General features: G+C 72.7%; 15 protein-coding genes. 9 read left to right on the top strand and 6 right to left on the bottom strand.

What is annotated here, in order from left to right; all coding sequences use genetic code 11:
• The first annotated feature begins 2 nt into the window (after nt 1–2).
• Genes ABRP24_RS07645 through ABRP24_RS07655 form a run of 3 tightly spaced genes read left to right on the top strand, consistent with a single transcriptional unit; the run spans nt 3 to nt 4,404 of the window.
• Complete coding sequence (locus ABRP24_RS07645) at nt 3–1,025, top strand: carbohydrate ABC transporter permease (RefSeq protein ID WP_027464452.1); 1,023 nt, start codon at nt 3–5, stop codon at nt 1,023–1,025.
• Nucleotides 1,025–1,906, top strand: a complete 882-nt coding sequence (locus tag ABRP24_RS07650) for a carbohydrate ABC transporter permease (protein ID WP_017886791.1) — start codon at nt 1,025–1,027, stop codon at nt 1,904–1,906. The genes ABRP24_RS07645 and ABRP24_RS07650 overlap by 1 nt, the downstream gene beginning before the upstream one ends.
• Nucleotides 1,903–4,404 carry a glycoside hydrolase family 3 N-terminal domain-containing protein gene (locus tag ABRP24_RS07655; RefSeq protein WP_371836737.1) on the top strand — a complete coding sequence of 834 codons (2,502 nt, stop codon included), beginning with the start codon at nt 1,903–1,905 and terminating at the stop codon, nt 4,402–4,404. The genes ABRP24_RS07650 and ABRP24_RS07655 overlap by 4 nt, the downstream gene beginning before the upstream one ends.
• 40 nt (nt 4,405–4,444) lie before the next feature.
• Here ABRP24_RS07655 and ABRP24_RS07660 read toward each other — a convergent pair whose 3' ends face one another.
• Nucleotides 4,445–5,734: an MFS transporter gene (locus ABRP24_RS07660; RefSeq protein WP_301599958.1), complete on the bottom strand. Its 1,290-nt coding sequence runs from the start codon at nt 5,732–5,734 to the stop codon at nt 4,445–4,447.
• A 64-nt stretch (nt 5,735–5,798) separates the two neighbouring features.
• On the opposite strand from ABRP24_RS07660, the gene ABRP24_RS07665 reads away from it, so the two are divergent.
• Nucleotides 5,799–6,422, top strand: a complete 624-nt coding sequence (locus tag ABRP24_RS07665) for a CGNR zinc finger domain-containing protein (protein ID WP_301599959.1) — start codon at nt 5,799–5,801, stop codon at nt 6,420–6,422.
• Between the two features lie 81 nt (nt 6,423–6,503).
• Here ABRP24_RS07665 and ABRP24_RS07670 read toward each other — a convergent pair whose 3' ends face one another.
• Nucleotides 6,504–7,544, bottom strand: coding sequence for a glycosyl hydrolase family 18 protein (locus ABRP24_RS07670; RefSeq protein ID WP_301599960.1), 1,041 nt, complete (start codon nt 7,542–7,544; stop codon nt 6,504–6,506).
• Complete coding sequence (locus tag ABRP24_RS07675) at nt 7,541–8,293, bottom strand: AraC family transcriptional regulator (RefSeq protein ID WP_214522572.1); 753 nt, start codon at nt 8,291–8,293, stop codon at nt 7,541–7,543. Before ABRP24_RS07675 ends, ABRP24_RS07670 begins: the two co-directional genes overlap by 4 nt.
• A 197-nt stretch (nt 8,294–8,490) precedes the next feature.
• Between ABRP24_RS07675 and ABRP24_RS07680 the strand changes: the two genes are divergently transcribed.
• On the top strand, nt 8,491–8,658 hold the full coding sequence (locus tag ABRP24_RS07680; protein WP_196783359.1) for a hypothetical protein: 168 nt from the start codon (nt 8,491–8,493) through the stop codon (nt 8,656–8,658).
• Entirely contained in the window at nt 8,655–9,617 is a 963-nt protein-coding gene (locus tag ABRP24_RS07685; protein WP_214522571.1) for a helix-turn-helix transcriptional regulator, read from the top strand. The genes ABRP24_RS07680 and ABRP24_RS07685 overlap by 4 nt, the downstream gene beginning before the upstream one ends.
• A gap of 13 nt (nt 9,618–9,630) precedes the next feature.
• Here ABRP24_RS07685 and ABRP24_RS07690 read toward each other — a convergent pair whose 3' ends face one another.
• From ABRP24_RS07690 to xylA, 3 genes are all read right to left on the bottom strand, one after another.
• Entirely contained in the window at nt 9,631–10,620 is a 990-nt protein-coding gene (locus ABRP24_RS07690; RefSeq protein WP_301599961.1) for an acetylxylan esterase, read from the bottom strand.
• A 43-nt stretch (nt 10,621–10,663) separates the two neighbouring features.
• Nucleotides 10,664–12,121, bottom strand: a complete 1,458-nt coding sequence (gene xylB / locus ABRP24_RS07695; RefSeq protein WP_349849817.1) for a xylulokinase — start codon at nt 12,119–12,121, stop codon at nt 10,664–10,666.
• A gap of 62 nt (nt 12,122–12,183) precedes the next feature.
• Nucleotides 12,184–13,377: a xylose isomerase gene (gene xylA, locus ABRP24_RS07700; protein ID WP_111033642.1), complete on the bottom strand. Its 1,194-nt coding sequence runs from the start codon at nt 13,375–13,377 to the stop codon at nt 12,184–12,186.
• 97 nt (nt 13,378–13,474) lie between these two features.
• On the opposite strand from xylA, the gene ABRP24_RS07705 reads away from it, so the two are divergent.
• Genes ABRP24_RS07705 through ABRP24_RS07715 form a run of 3 tightly spaced genes read left to right on the top strand, consistent with a single transcriptional unit; the run spans nt 13,475 to nt 16,496 of the window.
• The gene (locus ABRP24_RS07705; protein ID WP_349849781.1) at nt 13,475–14,671 is read left to right on the top strand and encodes a Gfo/Idh/MocA family oxidoreductase; all 1,197 of its coding nucleotides are present in this window, start codon (nt 13,475–13,477) and stop codon (nt 14,669–14,671) included.
• The gene (locus ABRP24_RS07710) at nt 14,668–15,375 is read left to right on the top strand and encodes a ThuA domain-containing protein (RefSeq protein ID WP_349849779.1); all 708 of its coding nucleotides are present in this window, start codon (nt 14,668–14,670) and stop codon (nt 15,373–15,375) included. The genes ABRP24_RS07705 and ABRP24_RS07710 overlap by 4 nt, the downstream gene beginning before the upstream one ends.
• Entirely contained in the window at nt 15,372–16,496 is a 1,125-nt protein-coding gene (locus ABRP24_RS07715; RefSeq protein WP_349849777.1) for a Gfo/Idh/MocA family oxidoreductase, read from the top strand. Before ABRP24_RS07710 ends, ABRP24_RS07715 begins: the two co-directional genes overlap by 4 nt.
• The last annotated feature ends 24 nt before the right edge of the window (nt 16,497–16,520 follow it).

A 16,520-nucleotide genomic window follows, 5' to 3' on the forward strand; every position in this document is an offset into this window, starting at 1 on the left:
GCATGACCCTCGACACCTCGCTCGGTACGACTCCGACCACCGGGTCGGACACGGCCGCGGGGACGTCCCCGGCGGGGAGCGGTTCGCCGCTCCCCGCCGGTCGGCGGACCAAGCGCCGCATCGCGGACTGGCGGAAGCGCGTCGAGATCGCGGTCCTCGCCGGACCCGCGGTCATCGTCTTCGTCACGTTCGTGATCCTGCCCGTGGCGCTCGCCGCCTACTACGGGTTCTTCAAGTGGCAGGGCTACGGCCCGCCCACCGACTTCGTCGGGCTGCAGAACTACCTGATCATCTTCCAGGACAAGGCGTTCCACGCGGTCCTGATGCACAACGGCTTCATCGTCGTGCTCTCGCTGGTGCTGCAGGGGCCGATCGCGATCGTGCTCGCACTGCTGCTCAACCAGAAGATGCACGGCCGAGGACTCGTCCGCGTGCTCGTCTTCGTGCCGTACGTCATCTCCGAGGTGATCGTCGGCACCGGGTGGAGCCTGATGCTCCAGTCGAACGGCGCCGTGAACGACCTGTTCCAGAGCATCGGCCTCGGCGGCCTCCGTGCGGACTGGCTGTCGAACCCCGACATCGCCATCTGGACGCTGCTCGTGATCATCTCGTGGAAGTACATCGGCTTCGCGGTGATCCTGTTCCTCGCCGGCCTGCAGAGCATCCCCGAGGAACTGTTCGAGGCCGCCGCCATCGACGGCGCCGGCTACTGGCAGATCCAGCGTCGCATCACGCTGCCGCTGCTCGGTCCGACCATCCGCATCTGGGCGTTCCTGTCGATCATCGGCTCGCTGCAGCTGTTCGACCTCGTCTACATCATCTGGGGGCAGTACATCGCGTCGACCGCGGGCACCTCGACGATGGCGACGTACATGGTCGCCAACGGCCGGACCTCGGGCAACTTCGGCTTCGGCAGCGCCGTAGCGGTCGTGATGTTCGTGATCTCGCTCGTGGTCGCCCTGATCTACCAGCGCTTCGTGCTCCGCCGCGACACCGCGGGTGCACTCACCGAGAGGAAGAACTGATGGCCACCACGAGCATCGTCGCCCCCGGGCGCCGGGCCGTGCGGGAGCGCCGGTCCAGTGCCGCGATCGGACGCGCGAACCCGCTGACCTACGTCGTCGCGATCCTGTTCGTCGCCGCCAACCTGGCACCCGTGCTCTACATCGTGCTGGGCGGCTTCCGGACCAACTCGCAGATCACCACGAGCCCCGCCGGACTGCCGGCACCGTTCGAGTTCGGCAACTACGGGTCCGTGCTGTCCAGCGGCATCTTCTGGCAGCAGCTCGGCAACTCCACGATCAGCGCCGTCACGACCACCCTCGGGGTCGTCGTGCTCGGGCTGATGGTGAGCTTCGTGCTCGCCCGCTACCGGTTCGCCGGCCGCGGGGCGCTCTACGCCCTGTTCGCCGCTGGTCTGATGTTCCCGATCACCGTCGCGATCACCCCGCTGTACCTGCTCGTCAAGGACCTCGGTCTGACGAACAGCCTGGCCGGCGTGATCCTGCCGCAGATCGCGTTCGCGCTGCCGACCACCGTCATCATCCTGGTGCCGTTCCTGCGGGCGATCCCCGACGAGCTCGAGGAGGCCGCGTCGATCGACGGAGCGAGCCGTCTCGGGTTCTTCTTCCGGATGGTCGTGCCGCTGTCGCTGCCCGGCGTCGTCACGGTCGGCATCCTGGCGTTCATCGCCAGCTGGAACAGCTACATCCTGCCGCTGTTCATCCTGAACAACGAGGCCGCGTACACGCTGCCGCTCGGGGTCCAGTCGTTCTCGTCGCAGTACTCCGTCGACACCGCCAAGGTGCTCGCGTTCACCTCGATGTCGATGATCCCGGCGCTCGTGTTCTTCACGATCTTCCAGCGCCGCATCGTCGGTGGCCTGACCGGGGCGGTGAAGGGGTGACCGCGACGGACGCGACGCAGACCGCCGGACGCGACCCGCGCCTCCAGGCCGACAGCGCGACGGACGCGACCGCGACGGACGCGACCGCGACCACCGCCGGACCCCGCGCCGACGCCCTGCTCGCCGTGATGACCCTCGACGAGAAGGTCGCGCAGCTCGTCGGCTACTGGCTCGACCAGAACGGCGTCGTCGCCCCCATGCAGGGCGAGATGGCGGCCGTGCAGCAGGGCAGCGCCCTGGCGGACATCACCCGCGACGGCATCGGGCAGTTCACCCGCGTCTACGGCACCCGTCCCGTCGAACCCGACGAGCGTGCCGCCTGGCTCTGGGCCGAACAGCGCCGCCTGCAGCGCGAGACCCGGCTCGGGATCCCGGCACTCGTCCACGAGGAGTGCCTGACCGGGCTCGCCGCGTGGAAGGCCGCGACGTTCCCGACCCCGCTGGCGTGGGGCGCGTCGTTCGACCCGGAGCTCGTCGAGCAGGTCGGCGCCGCGATCGGTGCGTCCATGCGCCAGCTCGGCGTCCACCAGGGGCTCGCACCCGTGCTCGACGTGATCCGTGACCCCCGCTGGGGCCGGGTCGACGAGTGCATCGCCGAGGACCCGTACCTGGTCGGTACGGTCGGCACCGCGTACGTGCGCGGGTTGCAGTCCGCCGGGGTCGACGCGACCCTGAAGCACTTCCTCGGGTACTCGGCGTCGCAGGCGGGGCGGAACCACGCCCCCGTGCACGCCGGGGCCCGCGAGGTGGCCGACGTGTACCTGCCGCCGTTCGAGATGGCGCTGCGCGACGGCGGCGCCCGGAGCGTCATGAACTCGTACGCCGAGATCGACGGCGTGCCCGTCGCGGCGAACGGCGAACTGCTCACCGACCTGCTCCGCGACCGGCTCGGCTTCGACGGCACCGTCGTCGCGGACTACTTCTCGGTGGCGTTCCTCGAGGTCATGCACGGCATCGCCGCCGACCGTGGCGAGGCCGCGGCGCTGGCGCTCGAGGCCGGCATCGACGTCGAGCTCCCGACCGGTGACGCGTACCTCGCGCCGCTGGTCGAGCGGGTCCGCAACGGGCAGGTGGACGAGGCCCTCGTCGACCGCGCCGTGCTCCGGGTGCTCCGGCAGAAGGAGCGGCTCGGCCTGCTCGAACCGGACGCGTTCGCCGAGGACGCCCCCACCGGGATCGACCTCGACACCCCGCTGCACCAGGCGCTCGCACGGCAGCTGGCGGCGAAGTCGCTCGTGCTGCTGTCGAACGACAGCGGCACCGCCGACAGCGGCAGCGCCGACGGCGGCAGCGCTCGCGCCACCCCCGTCCTCCCGCTCGCACCGGGGGTCTCGGTCGCGGTCATCGGCCCGAACGCCGACCGAGCCGAGGCCCTGCAGGGCTGCTACTCGTTCGCCAACCACGTGCTCGCCTCGCACCCCGACCTGCCGCTCGGCTTCGCGATCCCGACCGTCCGCGAAGCCGTCGCCCGGGCCCTCGGCCCGTCGGCGGTCCGCTTCGCAGCGGGCTGCGCCGTCACGGGCGACGACCGGGCCGGCTTCGCCGACGCGGTCGCCGTGGCCTCCGCCTCGGACGTCGCGGTGGTCGTCGTCGGCGACCAGGCCGGACTCTTCGGCCGCGGCACGGTCGGCGAGGGCAACGACACCGAGTCGCTCGACCTGCCCGGCGTGCAGCGCGAGCTGGTCGCGGCCGTCGTCGCGACCGGGACCCCCACCGTGATGGTGCTGCTCACCGGCCGGCCGTACGCGATCGGCTGGGCGCTCGACGGCGACCAGCCCCGTCCGGCCGCGGTCGTGCAGGCGTTCTTCCCGGGGGAGGGCGGCGGGCTGGCGATCGCCGACCTGCTCACCGGCGAGGCCTCGCCCTCGGGCCGCCTGCCGCTGTCCCTGCCCCGGTCCGCCGGTGCGCAGCCGTTCACGTACCTGCACCCGCGGCTCGGCGGTCCGTCGGACGTCACCGCCGCCGACTCGACGCCGGTGCGACCGTTCGGCTTCGGCCTCGGCTACACCGACTTCGCCTACGACGAGCTCGTCGTCGACCAGGACGTCCGCTCCGACGGCGTCTTCACCGCGTCGGTGACGGTCCGGAACACCGGGTCCCGTGACGGCGAGGACGTCGTGCAGCTCTACGGGCACGACGTGCACGGCAGCGTCACCAGGCCCGAGGTGCAGCTCCTCGGGTACGCGCGGGTCGCGCTCGCCGCGGGGGAGTCCGCGCGGGTCCGCTTCCGTGTCCCGGTGCAGCGCTTCGCGTTCACCGACCGTCGGATGCGCAAGGTGGTCGAGCCCGGCGACGTGCAGGTCTGGGTCGCGTCGCACGCGGCGGCGTCCCGGCCGGGAGGCCCGGTGGCAGCCGGTGGGATCGTCGCCTCGGGCGACGGTCCGGTCCGGCACCCCGTGCCCGGCACCGCCACGGAGCGCGCCACCATCGCGGTCACCGGCGCGGTCCACGAGGCCACCCTGGACGACCCCCGGCTGGTGGAGTGGTCGCTCGTCTGACGGCAGTGCGGGGAGGCGTCGGCACGACCGATGCCTCCCCTCACGTCGCTCGTCGACCGCCCCCGGGGTCGGTGGCCAGTGCGGCCGGGTCGCGGACGCCGCGGAGCGGTGAGGCGACGACCCAGACGACGGTGAGCAAGATCCCCGCGCACCCCAGGGCGAGGCCGGTCCGCGTGCCGAGCAGCTCTCCGACCAGGCCGCCGAGCCCAGCCCCGATCGCGATGACGCCGTAGGACAGCCAGCGCATCGTGGCGTTGACGCGCCCGAGCACCCGGTCCGGCGAACGCAGCTGACGGAGCGTGAGTGCGACGACGCTCGACAGCGAGGTCCCCATGCCGTTCACGGCGAAGACCCCGATCAGGACGGTGACCGTGACCGGCGTCGACCACGACGGATCGATCAGGGGGAGCACTGCGAGCGCGACGCACTCGGCGGTGGCGCAGGCGACCAGGACGGGCCCGGCACCGAACCGGCGGACACTCGACGGTGCCGCGGAGGCGCCGACCACGGCGCCGATCGCGCCGAGGCTGAAGACGAGGCCGAGCAGCCCCGCGTTCAGTCCGAGCTGCCGCACGGCGTGCACGGTGAAGAGCACCATCACCCACTGCGCGAAGAGGTTGTAGATCCCGGCGAAGCCGACCAGCGAGACCAGGTACCGGTCGCGACCGACGAACCGCAGGCCCTCGCCGAGGTCCCGCAGTGCGCTCCGTCCGGTCGGGGTCGGGCGGGCCTCGGGTGCCCGGATGCCGAGCAGCGCGACCGCCGACACCACGTACGTCACGGCGTGGAGCGCGAGGGCCCACGGTGCCGACAGCACCTGGACGAGCAGCCCCCCGAGTCCTGGGCCGCCGACCTCGGCCGCCGCCGCCGTCGCCTCCAGCCGCCCGTTCGCGCGTTCGAGCTGCCGGCGTCCGGCGACCGTCGGCAGGAACGACTGGTAGCTCACCTCGAACGCGACGGTGAAAGCGCCGAGGAGCCCGACCAGGACGACGAGTACCGGCAGGGTCAGCGTCCCGCTGAACGCCACCACGACGACGACCACGGTGATGGCGGCACGGGCGAGGTCGGACACGACGAGGACCGGGCGTCGGCGACGGCGGTCGACCAGGACGCCGAGGGGCAGCGCGAGCAGGAGGAACGGGAACCACCGCGCTGCGTTCAGCACCCCGACCTCGCCGGCGGACGCGTGCAGGACGACGACGGCGAGCAACGGCACCGCCAGTTCGCTCACCTGCCCGCCGACGGCCGAGGCGCCTTGCGCCACCCAGAACCGCGTGAAGTCCGGGCCGAGGCCGGTCCGTGCTGCGCTAACGCGTGGAACGCTGGTCATGCATTAGACCCTGGCACAGGCGATGCACATGGCACAACGGCTGATCACGCATTAGTCTCGGAGCATGGTGGCCCCCGACGCGCACTCGACGTTCCCGGAAGTGGGCGGACACACTGCGCTCGACCTCGTCGACACCGTGCACTGGCGACTCGATCCCCGACGTTCGATCGACACCCTGAGCAGCTTCGACGCCGTCGTGGCGTGGTGCGAGCAGATGGGGGTCCTGCCCGGGAACGCGACGGAGACAGTCCGGCTCGCCGAGGCCGCGCCCGCCGTCGCGGCGCGGGAGCACGCCGCGGTGCTGGCACTCCGCGAGGCGGTCTACGAAGCGGTGTTCAAGTCGTCACCACGCGCTGCCGCCCACATCGCTTCCGAGTACGTCGCTGCTCTCGAGCGCGCGACGATCGAGCGGGGCACGGACGGGGCGTCGTGGTCGTGGCGAATACCGGCCGACCTCTCCGGGCCGAGGGGCGCGATCGCCCTGCTCGCCCAGGAACTGCTGACGTCCGACCTCAGCGCGGCACGGCAGTGCGGCGACGACGCGTGCGGCTGGGTCTACTTGGACACGTCGCCCCGGCACAACCGCGTCTGGTGCACGGCCGCGGGGTGCGGCAACCGCAACCGGGTCGCGCGACACCAGGCGAAGCGTCGCGGAGCGACGGCGCCACACGACGGGCGCCTGGGCTGAGGCGCGGCGCGCCCGTGCCGTGGGCCTGAGCGGCTGACGGACAGGAGGCCCGGTGCCAGCGTGCACCGGGCCTCCTGTCCGTCAGCGGGTCGCGGTCACCCGAGGCGGTTCGATCCGGTCGGACAGGTCCAGTGACCAGACGGCGACGCCGGTCAGGCCGAGCCGTTCCGCCAGGGCGACCCGCTCACGCAGGGAGCGTGCGTCGGACCACCAGAGCACCTCACCGCTCGGCAGGGTCGCGGTCCACTCGCCGACGGTCGTGTCCCACGTCGCGGTCACGCCCGCCTTCCGGACCCGCAGTCGTGCCTGGGCGTCCGAGAGCTGACCTCCCGGACGCTTCCCCTGCCAGTGGTAGCCGTACCCGGCGACGCCGAGCACGATCTGGTCGCGGGGGGCGAGGGTCGCGAGGGCGCGGGCGGCCTTCGACGACCACGCGAGCGACCCGACGGGGCCGGGTGCGTCCGGCTCCCAGGGGCCGTGCTGGTCGTAGGCCATGAGCGTCAGGTGGTCGAGCGGGGCGCGGAGGGCGCGCACGTCGTAGCCCAGGCGGGCGTACCCGGCTGCTGTGGTCGACGCGGACAGGGCGATGTCGAGCCGGACGTCGTCGCCGACGGCGGCCCGGAACTCACGGGCGAAGGCGGTGAGACCGGGCTTCTCGGCCGAGGTCAGCGCCTCGAGGTCGATCATGATCGAGTCCCAGCCGCCCGTGGCCACGTCGGCGGCGAGTGATCGGACGACCCGGGCGCGGTTCGCGGGCGAGGTCAGGAGCTTCCGCGCGATCGGCTCGCTGAAGTCGCCGTCGGCCTCGGAGTAGTTGCTGACGAGCAGCTGCGCGGTGAGCCCGTCGGCGTGTGCCCGGTCGCGCTGGGCCTCGGCAGCGTGCGACGGGGCGGTGACCTTCGAGCCAGTGCGGTCGAGCAGCAGTCCGTCGACGCCGACCACGTCCATCGCGGCCGCGTTCGCGTCCACCAGGGCGGTGTCGGCGTTCTCGGGCTGGAAGCCGGTCACGTCGAACCCGTCGGCCCGGGCGGCGGTCGGGGTCGTGCAGCCGGCGAGTGCGAGTCCTGCGGAGAGGACGGCGGCGAGCAGCGCGGAGCGGCGTCGATGCGGGGTGGTCGTCACGGCGAAGGGGCGTCCTGTTCGGGGTGGCCGGGTGCCGACCACGGCGGGAGCTCGGCCGACGGGTACCCGCCGTGCTCGTCGGGCGCCCGCAGCATCGGGTTGACCGCGCGCAGCCGGATGCCGGAGGTGTCCCCGGCGGCCCCGCGGACGGCGCTCGCCAGCAGGAACGCGACGACGTCGGCCGTGCTGCCGTCGGGGTCGTAGCCGTGCCAGGGGCGGTCGTCGCCCTGGGCGCGGCGCAGGGCGCTGGCGAACGTCGCGTCGGCGTCGTCGACCTCCACCTCGCAGTCGAGCACGATCCGGAAGCGTGATCCCTCGCCCGGGGACCCGGCGAGGTCCGACGTGGCTCGGGGGTCCGGGTCCTCCGGGTCGAACAACCGGAGCGCCGCGGACGGTGCGGTGCCGAAGGCGGCACGGTACTCGGCCGCCATCCGGCCGGCGTTGCTGAAGTGCCAGTGCTTCGCGACGTCCGCGATGGTGCGGCGGTCGGCCGGTGTCATCGACAGCAGGTCGCGGCGGACGCCCTCGAGCCGTACCCCGCGCAGGTACGACGCGGGCGAGGTCTGCAGCTCCCGCCGGAACGCGCTCTGCAGGCCGCGGGTCGACAGGTGTGCGGCGGCGGCGATGTCCGGTACGGAGATCGCGTCGCGGGCGTGGGCGTGCACGAACCGCAGCGCCTCGTGCACGGTGCGGGACAGCCGTGCTCCGCCGTGCTCGGGACCACTCGCCGTGGTCGGTGCCTGGTCCATACGTGGAGGGTACGAGTCGGTCGGGTGGATCGGCCTCCGACGCCACGACGCCGCCGTTATCCGAGGTGCGCGGATGTGGATCGCACCCGTTCGGGGGCCATTGTGGACCCCCGGTGAGGGTGCTTATCGTCCAAGAGGTACTCAAACTGTCCCCCTCCGAACAGGGTCGGAGGCACGGGGGCAGATCGGAGGATCTGATGAGTGGTTACGAGCGTGCACCGGGGGTCGCCCCGGTCCACATCACCTCCTACCGGGCTCGGGCACGCGCTGCCCGACGCGGGTGGATCGTGCAGTCCGAGGACGACGTCGACCGCGAGCGGTTCACCTTCGCGGACCTCCGCGCCCGGCGAGGATCGGGCCGGTGAGCAGCGACACCGTCCCGCGGGCCGCCGTCAGCCACGCACCCCGGACGGCCGAGCGCTGCGGCCGGACCCCCGCGGACGCGGTCCGGACGGTCCGCGCCGTGTACGACGGCCGCGACGTCCGGTTCGCACCCACCGACCGGTTCGCGTTCCGCCACCGGACGGTGCGCCACCTCAACGTCGCACTGCTGTCGTCGGCGGTGTCGACGACCACCGCCGCTTCGTTCACGCCGGACGGCACGCCGGTGCTGGCGTGGTCCACCGCGGGGTGCCTGCGGGTCGACGACGACGCGCCCGCCCGGCCCGGCGTGCCGGTGCTCCTGCCGACGGACCGACCGTTCACGCTGATCGTGCCGGCGGGGACCGTCCAGGTGCTGCGGGTGGACGGTGGCTTCCTCGACGCCGTGAACGGGGTCGTGTTCGATCACCGCTTCGCCGGCCGACTGCGATCCCGCCCGACCGAGTCCGAGGTGTCCCAGCTGCTCGCCCGCATCGACGCGGTCGCGGTCAACGCGCTGCACCCCGACCGCAACCCGGGCGGCCACCTGTCTGCACAGGTCCTGCTGGCCGAGGCCGTCCTGCGGGCCTTCGGCGGGACGGACGCCGAACCAAACACACGGCCGGTGCGCCGGACGGTGAACACCGTGCAGCTCGCGCAGGCCTGGCTCGCGGAGCACTGCGACCGGCCGCTCCAGCTCGCGGACGTCTGCGGGGCCGTCGGGGTCAGCTCCCGCACGCTCCAGGAGAACTTCGTGCAGCACGTCGGCGTGAGCCCCATGACGTACCTGCTGCAGGTCCGCCTCGACCGGGTCCGGATCGCGCTCCAGCTCGCCGACCGGGCGCAGACGACGGTGGCCGAGGTCGCGCACCGGTGGGGTTTCCGCCACATGGGGCGGTTCTCGAGCACGTACTTCCAACGCTTCGACGAGTACCCGAAGAAGACGCTCCAGACGAGCACCTGACCCCCGACACCCGTCAGCGCAGCCGGTCCGCCAGGAACGCCGCCTGACGCTCCCAGTGCCGGAAGCCGCCACCCTCGTGCCCGTTGTACGGGTACACGACGATCTCGCGGTCGGAGGAGCCGAGGGCGTTGAACGCGGCGAAGGTCGTGCGGGGCGGGACGACGTCGTCCATCAGCGCGACCGAGAACAGCGCCGGGGCGGTGATGCCGGCGGCGTGGTTCACCCCGTCCAGGTACGCGGCGGTCTCCCACACGCGCTCGGCCGCATCGCGGTGGACGGCGAGGTACTGCGCGAGCTCCAGGTACGGACCCCCGACCGCGACGTCGGTGCCGTTCCGCCAGTCGGCCAGGAACGCCACGTCGGGCAGCACCGCGGCGACCGGCCCGACGTGTGCCTCGACCAGGGCCGCCGCGGCGATCGTGATGCCGCCGCCCTGGCTGCCGCCGGTCAGGGCGATGCGCTCGGGGTCGATCCCGGGCAGCGTCCGCACCGCCTCGACGAGCCGCACGGCGTCGGTGTAGACGCGGCGGTAGTAGTGGTCGGCCGGTGAGCCGATGCCGCTCGTCATCCAGCCGCTGGCGTGCGGGGCGGAGCCGTGCGGGTCCGGGGTGTCACCGCCGGCCCACCCGGAGCCCTGGCCGCGGGTGTCCATCACGACGTGCACGTACCCGGCGAGGGCCCAGTGCACGCGCTCGCCCGGGCGACCACGGCCACCGCCGTAGCCGAGGAACTCGACGACGACCGGCAGTGCGCCGCGGTCGTCGACCACCGGACGGTTGACCCAGGCGCGCACCGGGTCGCCGGCGAACCCGGGGAACGTCAGGTCTTCGACGACGAGACCGGTCACCGGGGTCTCGGCGGGCACGAGGGTCGTCTCGACCCCCTCGCCCGCGGTCCGGGCGGCGGCGATCGTGTCCGCCCAGAAGGCGTCGAAGTCGGCGGGACGACGGACGTCCGAGCGGTGGGCACGGAGCGCGTCGAGGGGCAGGTCGGTCAGTGGCATGGGGGTCCTCCGGGGGCGGGGAGTGTCGGATCCGGTGCGTCGGTCAGCGCGCCGCGGCGCGGTACTGCTCGAGCACCTCGGGGTGCGGGTCGGACAGCACGGTGGTCGTCGCGGTGTCCCACGTCGGCAGTGCGCCGGTGAGTGCCCATGCGGCCTGCTTCGCAGCACCCGCCGCGACGTACTCGCCGGGCTCCGGCACCAGGACGTCACGGCCGAACACCTGTGCGGCGACGGTGCGGACCGCCGGGTTCCGCGCAGCGCCGCCGATGAGCAGCAGCCGCTCGACGGTCACCCCGGTGTCCTGCACCGCGGCCAGTCCGTCGGCGAGGGCGCAGAGCATCCCCTCGACGGCCGCCCGGGCCAGGTGCGCCCGGTCGGTGGTCGCCGGCGTCATGCCGAACAGCGACGCGGTCGCGTCCGGCCGGTTGGGCGTGCGCTCGCCGACGAAGTACGGCACCAGGACGAGGCCGTCGGCCCCGGCCGGCGCCTGCAGCGCCAGCTCGCCGAGTGCGTCGTGGTCGACGCCGAGCAGGCCGCCGATCACCTCGAGCACGCGGGCCGCGTTGAGCGTCGTGACGATCGGGAGGCGCGACCCGGTCCCGTCGGCGAAGCCCGCCACGGTCCCGCTCGGGTCACGCACCTCGGCGTCGCTGACCCCGAAGACCGTGCCGCTGGTGCCGAGGGACACCGCGACGTCGCCCGGGCCGAGACCCAGGCCGAGCGCTGCCCCGGCGTTGTCACCGAGTCCGGCGCCGACGACGAGGCCGGTCCGCGCGATCGCGCCGCCGGGCAGCTCGACGTCGGTGGACAGGGTGCCCATGGCCTCGTCGGGAGCGACCACGCGGGGCACGACCACGGCGTCGTCGTCACCCATCGACGCCGGACGCATCGGTCGCCCGAGCGCGAGCTCGAACAGCTCCGGGTCGTACTCGCGGCGCACCGGGTCCCAGTACCCCGTACCGCTGGCGTCGGATGCGTCCGTCGCCAGGGCGTCGAGGTCGGGGCCGAGCGGGCTCTCGTCCGCCGGGCCGTGGCCGCGGAGCCGCCACGACAGCCAGTCGTGGGGGAGCGCCACGGCCGCGACGCGGGCCGCGTTCTCGGGCTCCGCGTCGCGGAGCCACCGCAGCTTGGTACCCGTGAACGACGCGACCGGCACCAGCCCCGTCCGGGCGACCCACGCCTCCTGGCCGAGCTCGTCGACCATCTGCGCGGCCGCGTCCGCACTGCGCACGTCGTTCCAGAGCAGGGCGTCGCGGACCACGCGGCCGTCGGCGTCGAGCGTGACCATGCCGTGCTGCTGCCCGGCGATGGCGACGGCACCGACGTCGTCGAGGCCGCCGGCGTCCGCGACGGCGGCACCGAGGGCGTCCCACCAGTGGCGGGGGTCGACGGAGGTGCCGTCCGGGTGGGACGCGCGTCCCTCGCGGACGACCGCACCGGTCGCTGCGTCACGGATGGTGACCTTGCAGGACTGGGTCGACGAGTCGACCCCCGCGACCAGGTCAGCCCCCTCGGCGGCAGGCCGCCTCAGCGCGCGGGATGCAGCCGCTGGCGCGTCTGCCTTCAATTCCGCGCGCCCATCAGGTGCTCCATCGCGAGCTGCTGCAGGCGGACGAAGCCGAAGCCCTTGCCGCCGAAGTAGGCGTCGGCGTCGAAGTCCTCGTAGGCGGACCGGTCGGCGAGGAACGTGTCGTACGACTCGCCGTCGTTGAGCGTCGGCGTCGACAGCTCGCCGACCTTGGAGGCCTCGAGCGCCGCCTGCACCTCGGGGTCGGCGCGGAACGCCTGCGCACGCTCCTTGAGGAGCAGGTACATGCGCATGTTGGCCGACGCGGAGTCCCAGACGCCGGTGATGTCCTCGGTGCGGCTCGGCTTGTAGTCGAAGTGCCGCGGGCCGTCGTACGCCGGGCCGCCCTGCGGGGCACCGTGCTCGAGCAGGTCGACGAGCGAGAACGCGTTCTGCAGGTCGCCGTGACCGAACACCAGGTCCTGGTCGTACTTGATGCCGCGCTGACCGTTGAGGTCGATGTGGAAGAGCTTGCCCTGGTAGAGCGCCTGGGCGATGCCGGCCGTGAAGTTCAGGCCCGCCATCTGCTCGTGGCCGACCTCGGGGTTGATGCCGAACAGCTCCGGACGCTCGAGCGTCTCGGTGAAGGCGATCGCGTGGCCGAGGGTCGGCAGGAGGATGTCGCCGCGGGGCTCGTTCGGCTTCGGCTCGATGGCGAACCGGATGCCGTAGCCCTTGTCGGTGACGTACTGGGCGAGCAGGTTGACGGCCTCGCGGTAGCGCTCGAGCGCGGCCTGCACGTCCTTGGCGCTGTCGTACTCGGAGCCTTCGCGGCCACCCCACATCACGAACGTCGACGCGCCGAGCTCGGCGGCGAGGTCGATGTTGCGGAGCACCTTGCGGAGCGCGAAGCGGCGGACCTGCCGGTCGTTCGAGGTGAAGCCGCCGTCCTTGAAGACCGGGGCGGAGAACAGGTTCGTCGTGACCATCGGCACGACGAGCCCGGTCGACTCCAGCGCACCCTTGAGGCGGTCGATCTGGGTCTGGCGTTCGGCGTCGGTCGAACCGAACGCGAACAGGTCGTCGTCGTGGAAGGTCAGGCCGTAGGCCCCGAGCTCGTCGAGCTTCTCGACCGCCTCGACCACGTCGAGGGCGGGTCGGGTCGGCCCGCCGAAGGGGTCGGAGCCGTTGTAGCCGATGGTCCAGAGACCGAAGGAGAACTTGTCTGCACGGGTGGGCGTCGTTGCCATGGTGGTCACCGTTCGTCGTCGAAACAAAATGTTGCCGCGCCCAACATAAGCGGTAGTGTTGGCTGTGGCAAGCACGTGATCGCAAAGGAGCGAGCGGATGGCAAGTGAGTCGACGGTGCAGCAACGACTGCGGGTCGCGATGGTGGGGCACGGCTTCATGGGAGCCGCACACTCACAGGCGTGGCGGACCGCCCCCAGGTTCTTCGACCTCGGCACCGAGCCGGAGATGGCGGTGATCGTCGGGCGTGATCCCGGACGCACCCAGGCCGCTCGGCAGCAGTACGGCTGGCAGGCGGCGTCCACAGACTGGCGCGCCGTCGTGGCCGATCCGGACATCGACGTGGTCGACGTCGTGTCCCCGGGGTCCTCGCACGTCGAGATCGCGATCGCCGCGCTCCAGGCCGGCAAGCACGTCCTGTGCGAGAAACCGCTCGCGAACACCGTCGCCGAGGCCGAGGCGATGACCGCCGCCGCCGACGCCGCCCGTGCACAGGGTGTCCGGGCGATGGTCGGGTTCAGCTACCGCCGGGTGCCGGCCATCGCGTTCGCCCGGCAGCTGGTGCAGGACGGCCGGATCGGCACCGTGCGCCAGGTCCGTGCGCTCTACCTGCAGGACTGGCTCGCCGACGCCGACGGCCCGATGACCTGGCGCCTCGACAAGTCGCTCGCGGGCTCGGGGGCGCTCGGGGACATCGGCGCGCACGCGATCGACCTGGTCGAGCACGTGACGGGCGCGTCGCTCGCCACCGTGTCCGGCACCCTCGAGACCTTCGTGACCGAGCGTCCGCTGATGGCCGAGGGGGTCGGGCTCTCCGGCACCGCGTCGAGCGAGCGCGGGCAGGTCACCGTCGACGACGCCGCGTTCTTCACCGCACGGCTCGACGGCGGCGCGGCCGACGGTGCGATCGGCACGTTCGAGGCGACGCGCTACGCGACCGGGCGGAAGAACGGTCTGACGCTCGAGATCAGCGGTTCCGAGGGCGCGATCCAGTTCGACCTCGAGTCGATGAACGAGCTCCGGCTGTACGAGTCGAACGCCCCGGCGGGGGAGCAGGGCTTCCGCCGCATCCTCGTCACCGAGCCCGAGCACCCCTACATGGCCGCGTGGTGGCCGACCGGGCACCTCATCGGGTACGAGCACACCTTCAGCCACCAGGTGAAGGACTTCGTCGACGCCATCGTCGCCGGCACCGACCCGTCGCCGTCGTTCGCCGACGGCCTGCACGTGCAGCGGGTCCTCGACGCGGTCGAACGCAGCGCGGCCGCCGGCAGCACCTGGACGGCGACCTCGTGAGCGCCGTCGAGCAGACCCGCCAGGCGCTCGTCGTCCGCGGCGGGTGGGACGGCCACCAGCCCGTCGAGACCACCGACCTGTTCATCCCGTTCCTGCAGGACCACGGCTTCGCGGTCCGGGTCGAGGGATCGCCCGCCGTGTACGCCGACCAGGAGTACATGGACACGGTCGACCTGATCGTCCAGGTGAACACCATGACGACCATCGCCGCCGACGAGTTCGCCGGTCTGCAGCGGGCCGTCCTGAACGGCACCGGCCTGGCCGGCTGGCACGGCGGCATCGCGGACTCGTACCGCGACAACGCCGACTACCTGCACATGATCGGCGGGCAGTTCGCGCACCACGCGGGCAAGCACCCCGACGAACGGGTCGGGGAGCAGTCGGACAACTACATCCCCTACACGGTGCACATCACCGACCTCGGGCACGAGCACCCCATCACCCAGGGCATCGACGACTTCGACCTCGTCACCGAGCAGTACTGGGTGCTGAGCGACGAGTACGACGACGTCCTCGCCACCACCACGCAGGAGGCCCGCTCGTGGGACCCCTGGAACCGGCCGGTCACCGCACCGGCGATCTGGACCCGGCAGTGGGGGAAGGGACGCATCTTCGTCTCGGCCCCCGGACACCGGATCGAGATCGTCGAGTCGCAGCCGGTCCGCACCATCATCGAACGGGGACTCCTGTGGGTAGCACGGTGAACGAAGGGGTGCTCCGCGGCGCTGCTGCCACGCCGCTCCGCGTCGGAGTCGTCGGCGTCGGGGTCATCAGCCAGCAGTACTTCGAGCACTTCCCGGCCCTGCCCGGCCTCGAGCTCGCCGCGGTCGCCGACCTCGACGTCGCCCGTGCCCAGCAGGTCGGTGCCGCCCAGGGCGTGCGCGGGACCACCGTGGACGACCTGCTCGCCGCCGATGACGTCGACGTGGTGCTCAACCTGACGATCCCGGCCGCGCACGCCGACATCGCCACCCGGGCGCTCGCCGCGGGCAAGCACGTCTACGGCGAGAAGCCGCTCGCGATGTCCACCGCCGAGGCCGCACCGGTGCTCGAGGCCGCCCGCGACGCCGGCCTGCGCGTCGGCAGCGCCCCGGACACCGTCCTCGGCACGGGCATCCAGACCGCACGGGCCGCCCTCGACGACGGTGCGATCGGCACCCCGGTCGGTGCCGCCGTCGCCTGGAGCGCACCCGGGCACGAGCTCTGGCACCCCGCGCCGGCGTTCTACTACCAGCCGGGCGGCGGACCGCTCCTCGACATGGGGCCGTACTACCTGACCAGCCTCGTCACGTTCTTCGGGCCGGTCGTCCGGGTCAGCGGCAGCGCTACCCGCTCCACCCGCGAACGGACGATCGCCACCGGGCCGAACGCCGGCACGTCGATCCCGGTCGACATCGACACCCACGTCGTCGCGATCCTCGAGCACGAAGGCGGGGTGGTCTCCACCGTGACCGTCTCGTTCGAGGTGTGGGCCACCCGCGCCCCGCTGTTCGAGGTGTACGGCACCGCCGGCACCCTGGGCGTCCCGGACCCGAACCGGTTCTCGGACACCGTCTCGATCGCCACCGCCGACGACCGCTCGTGGCGCGACCTGCCCGTCGCCGCCGGGTACGCCGACGCCGGCCGCGGTTACGGCCTCGCCGACATGGCGCACGCGATCGCGACGGACCGGCCGCACCGGGCCTCCGGCGACCTCGCGTTCCACGTGCTCGAGGTCATGGAGGCGGTCTCCGCCGCCGCCCGAGACCACACGGTCGTCGACGTGCACTCGCGCGTCGAGCGACCCGCCACCGTCCCCGCCGGGTCCGCACCCGGATCCTGGTGACGGAACCCGACCACCGCGAAGAAG

Origin of the sequence: Curtobacterium sp. WHRI 8282, from assembly GCF_040223925.2 — a bacterium.
Lineage (GTDB): Bacteria > Actinomycetota > Actinomycetes > Actinomycetales > Microbacteriaceae > Curtobacterium > Curtobacterium flaccumfaciens.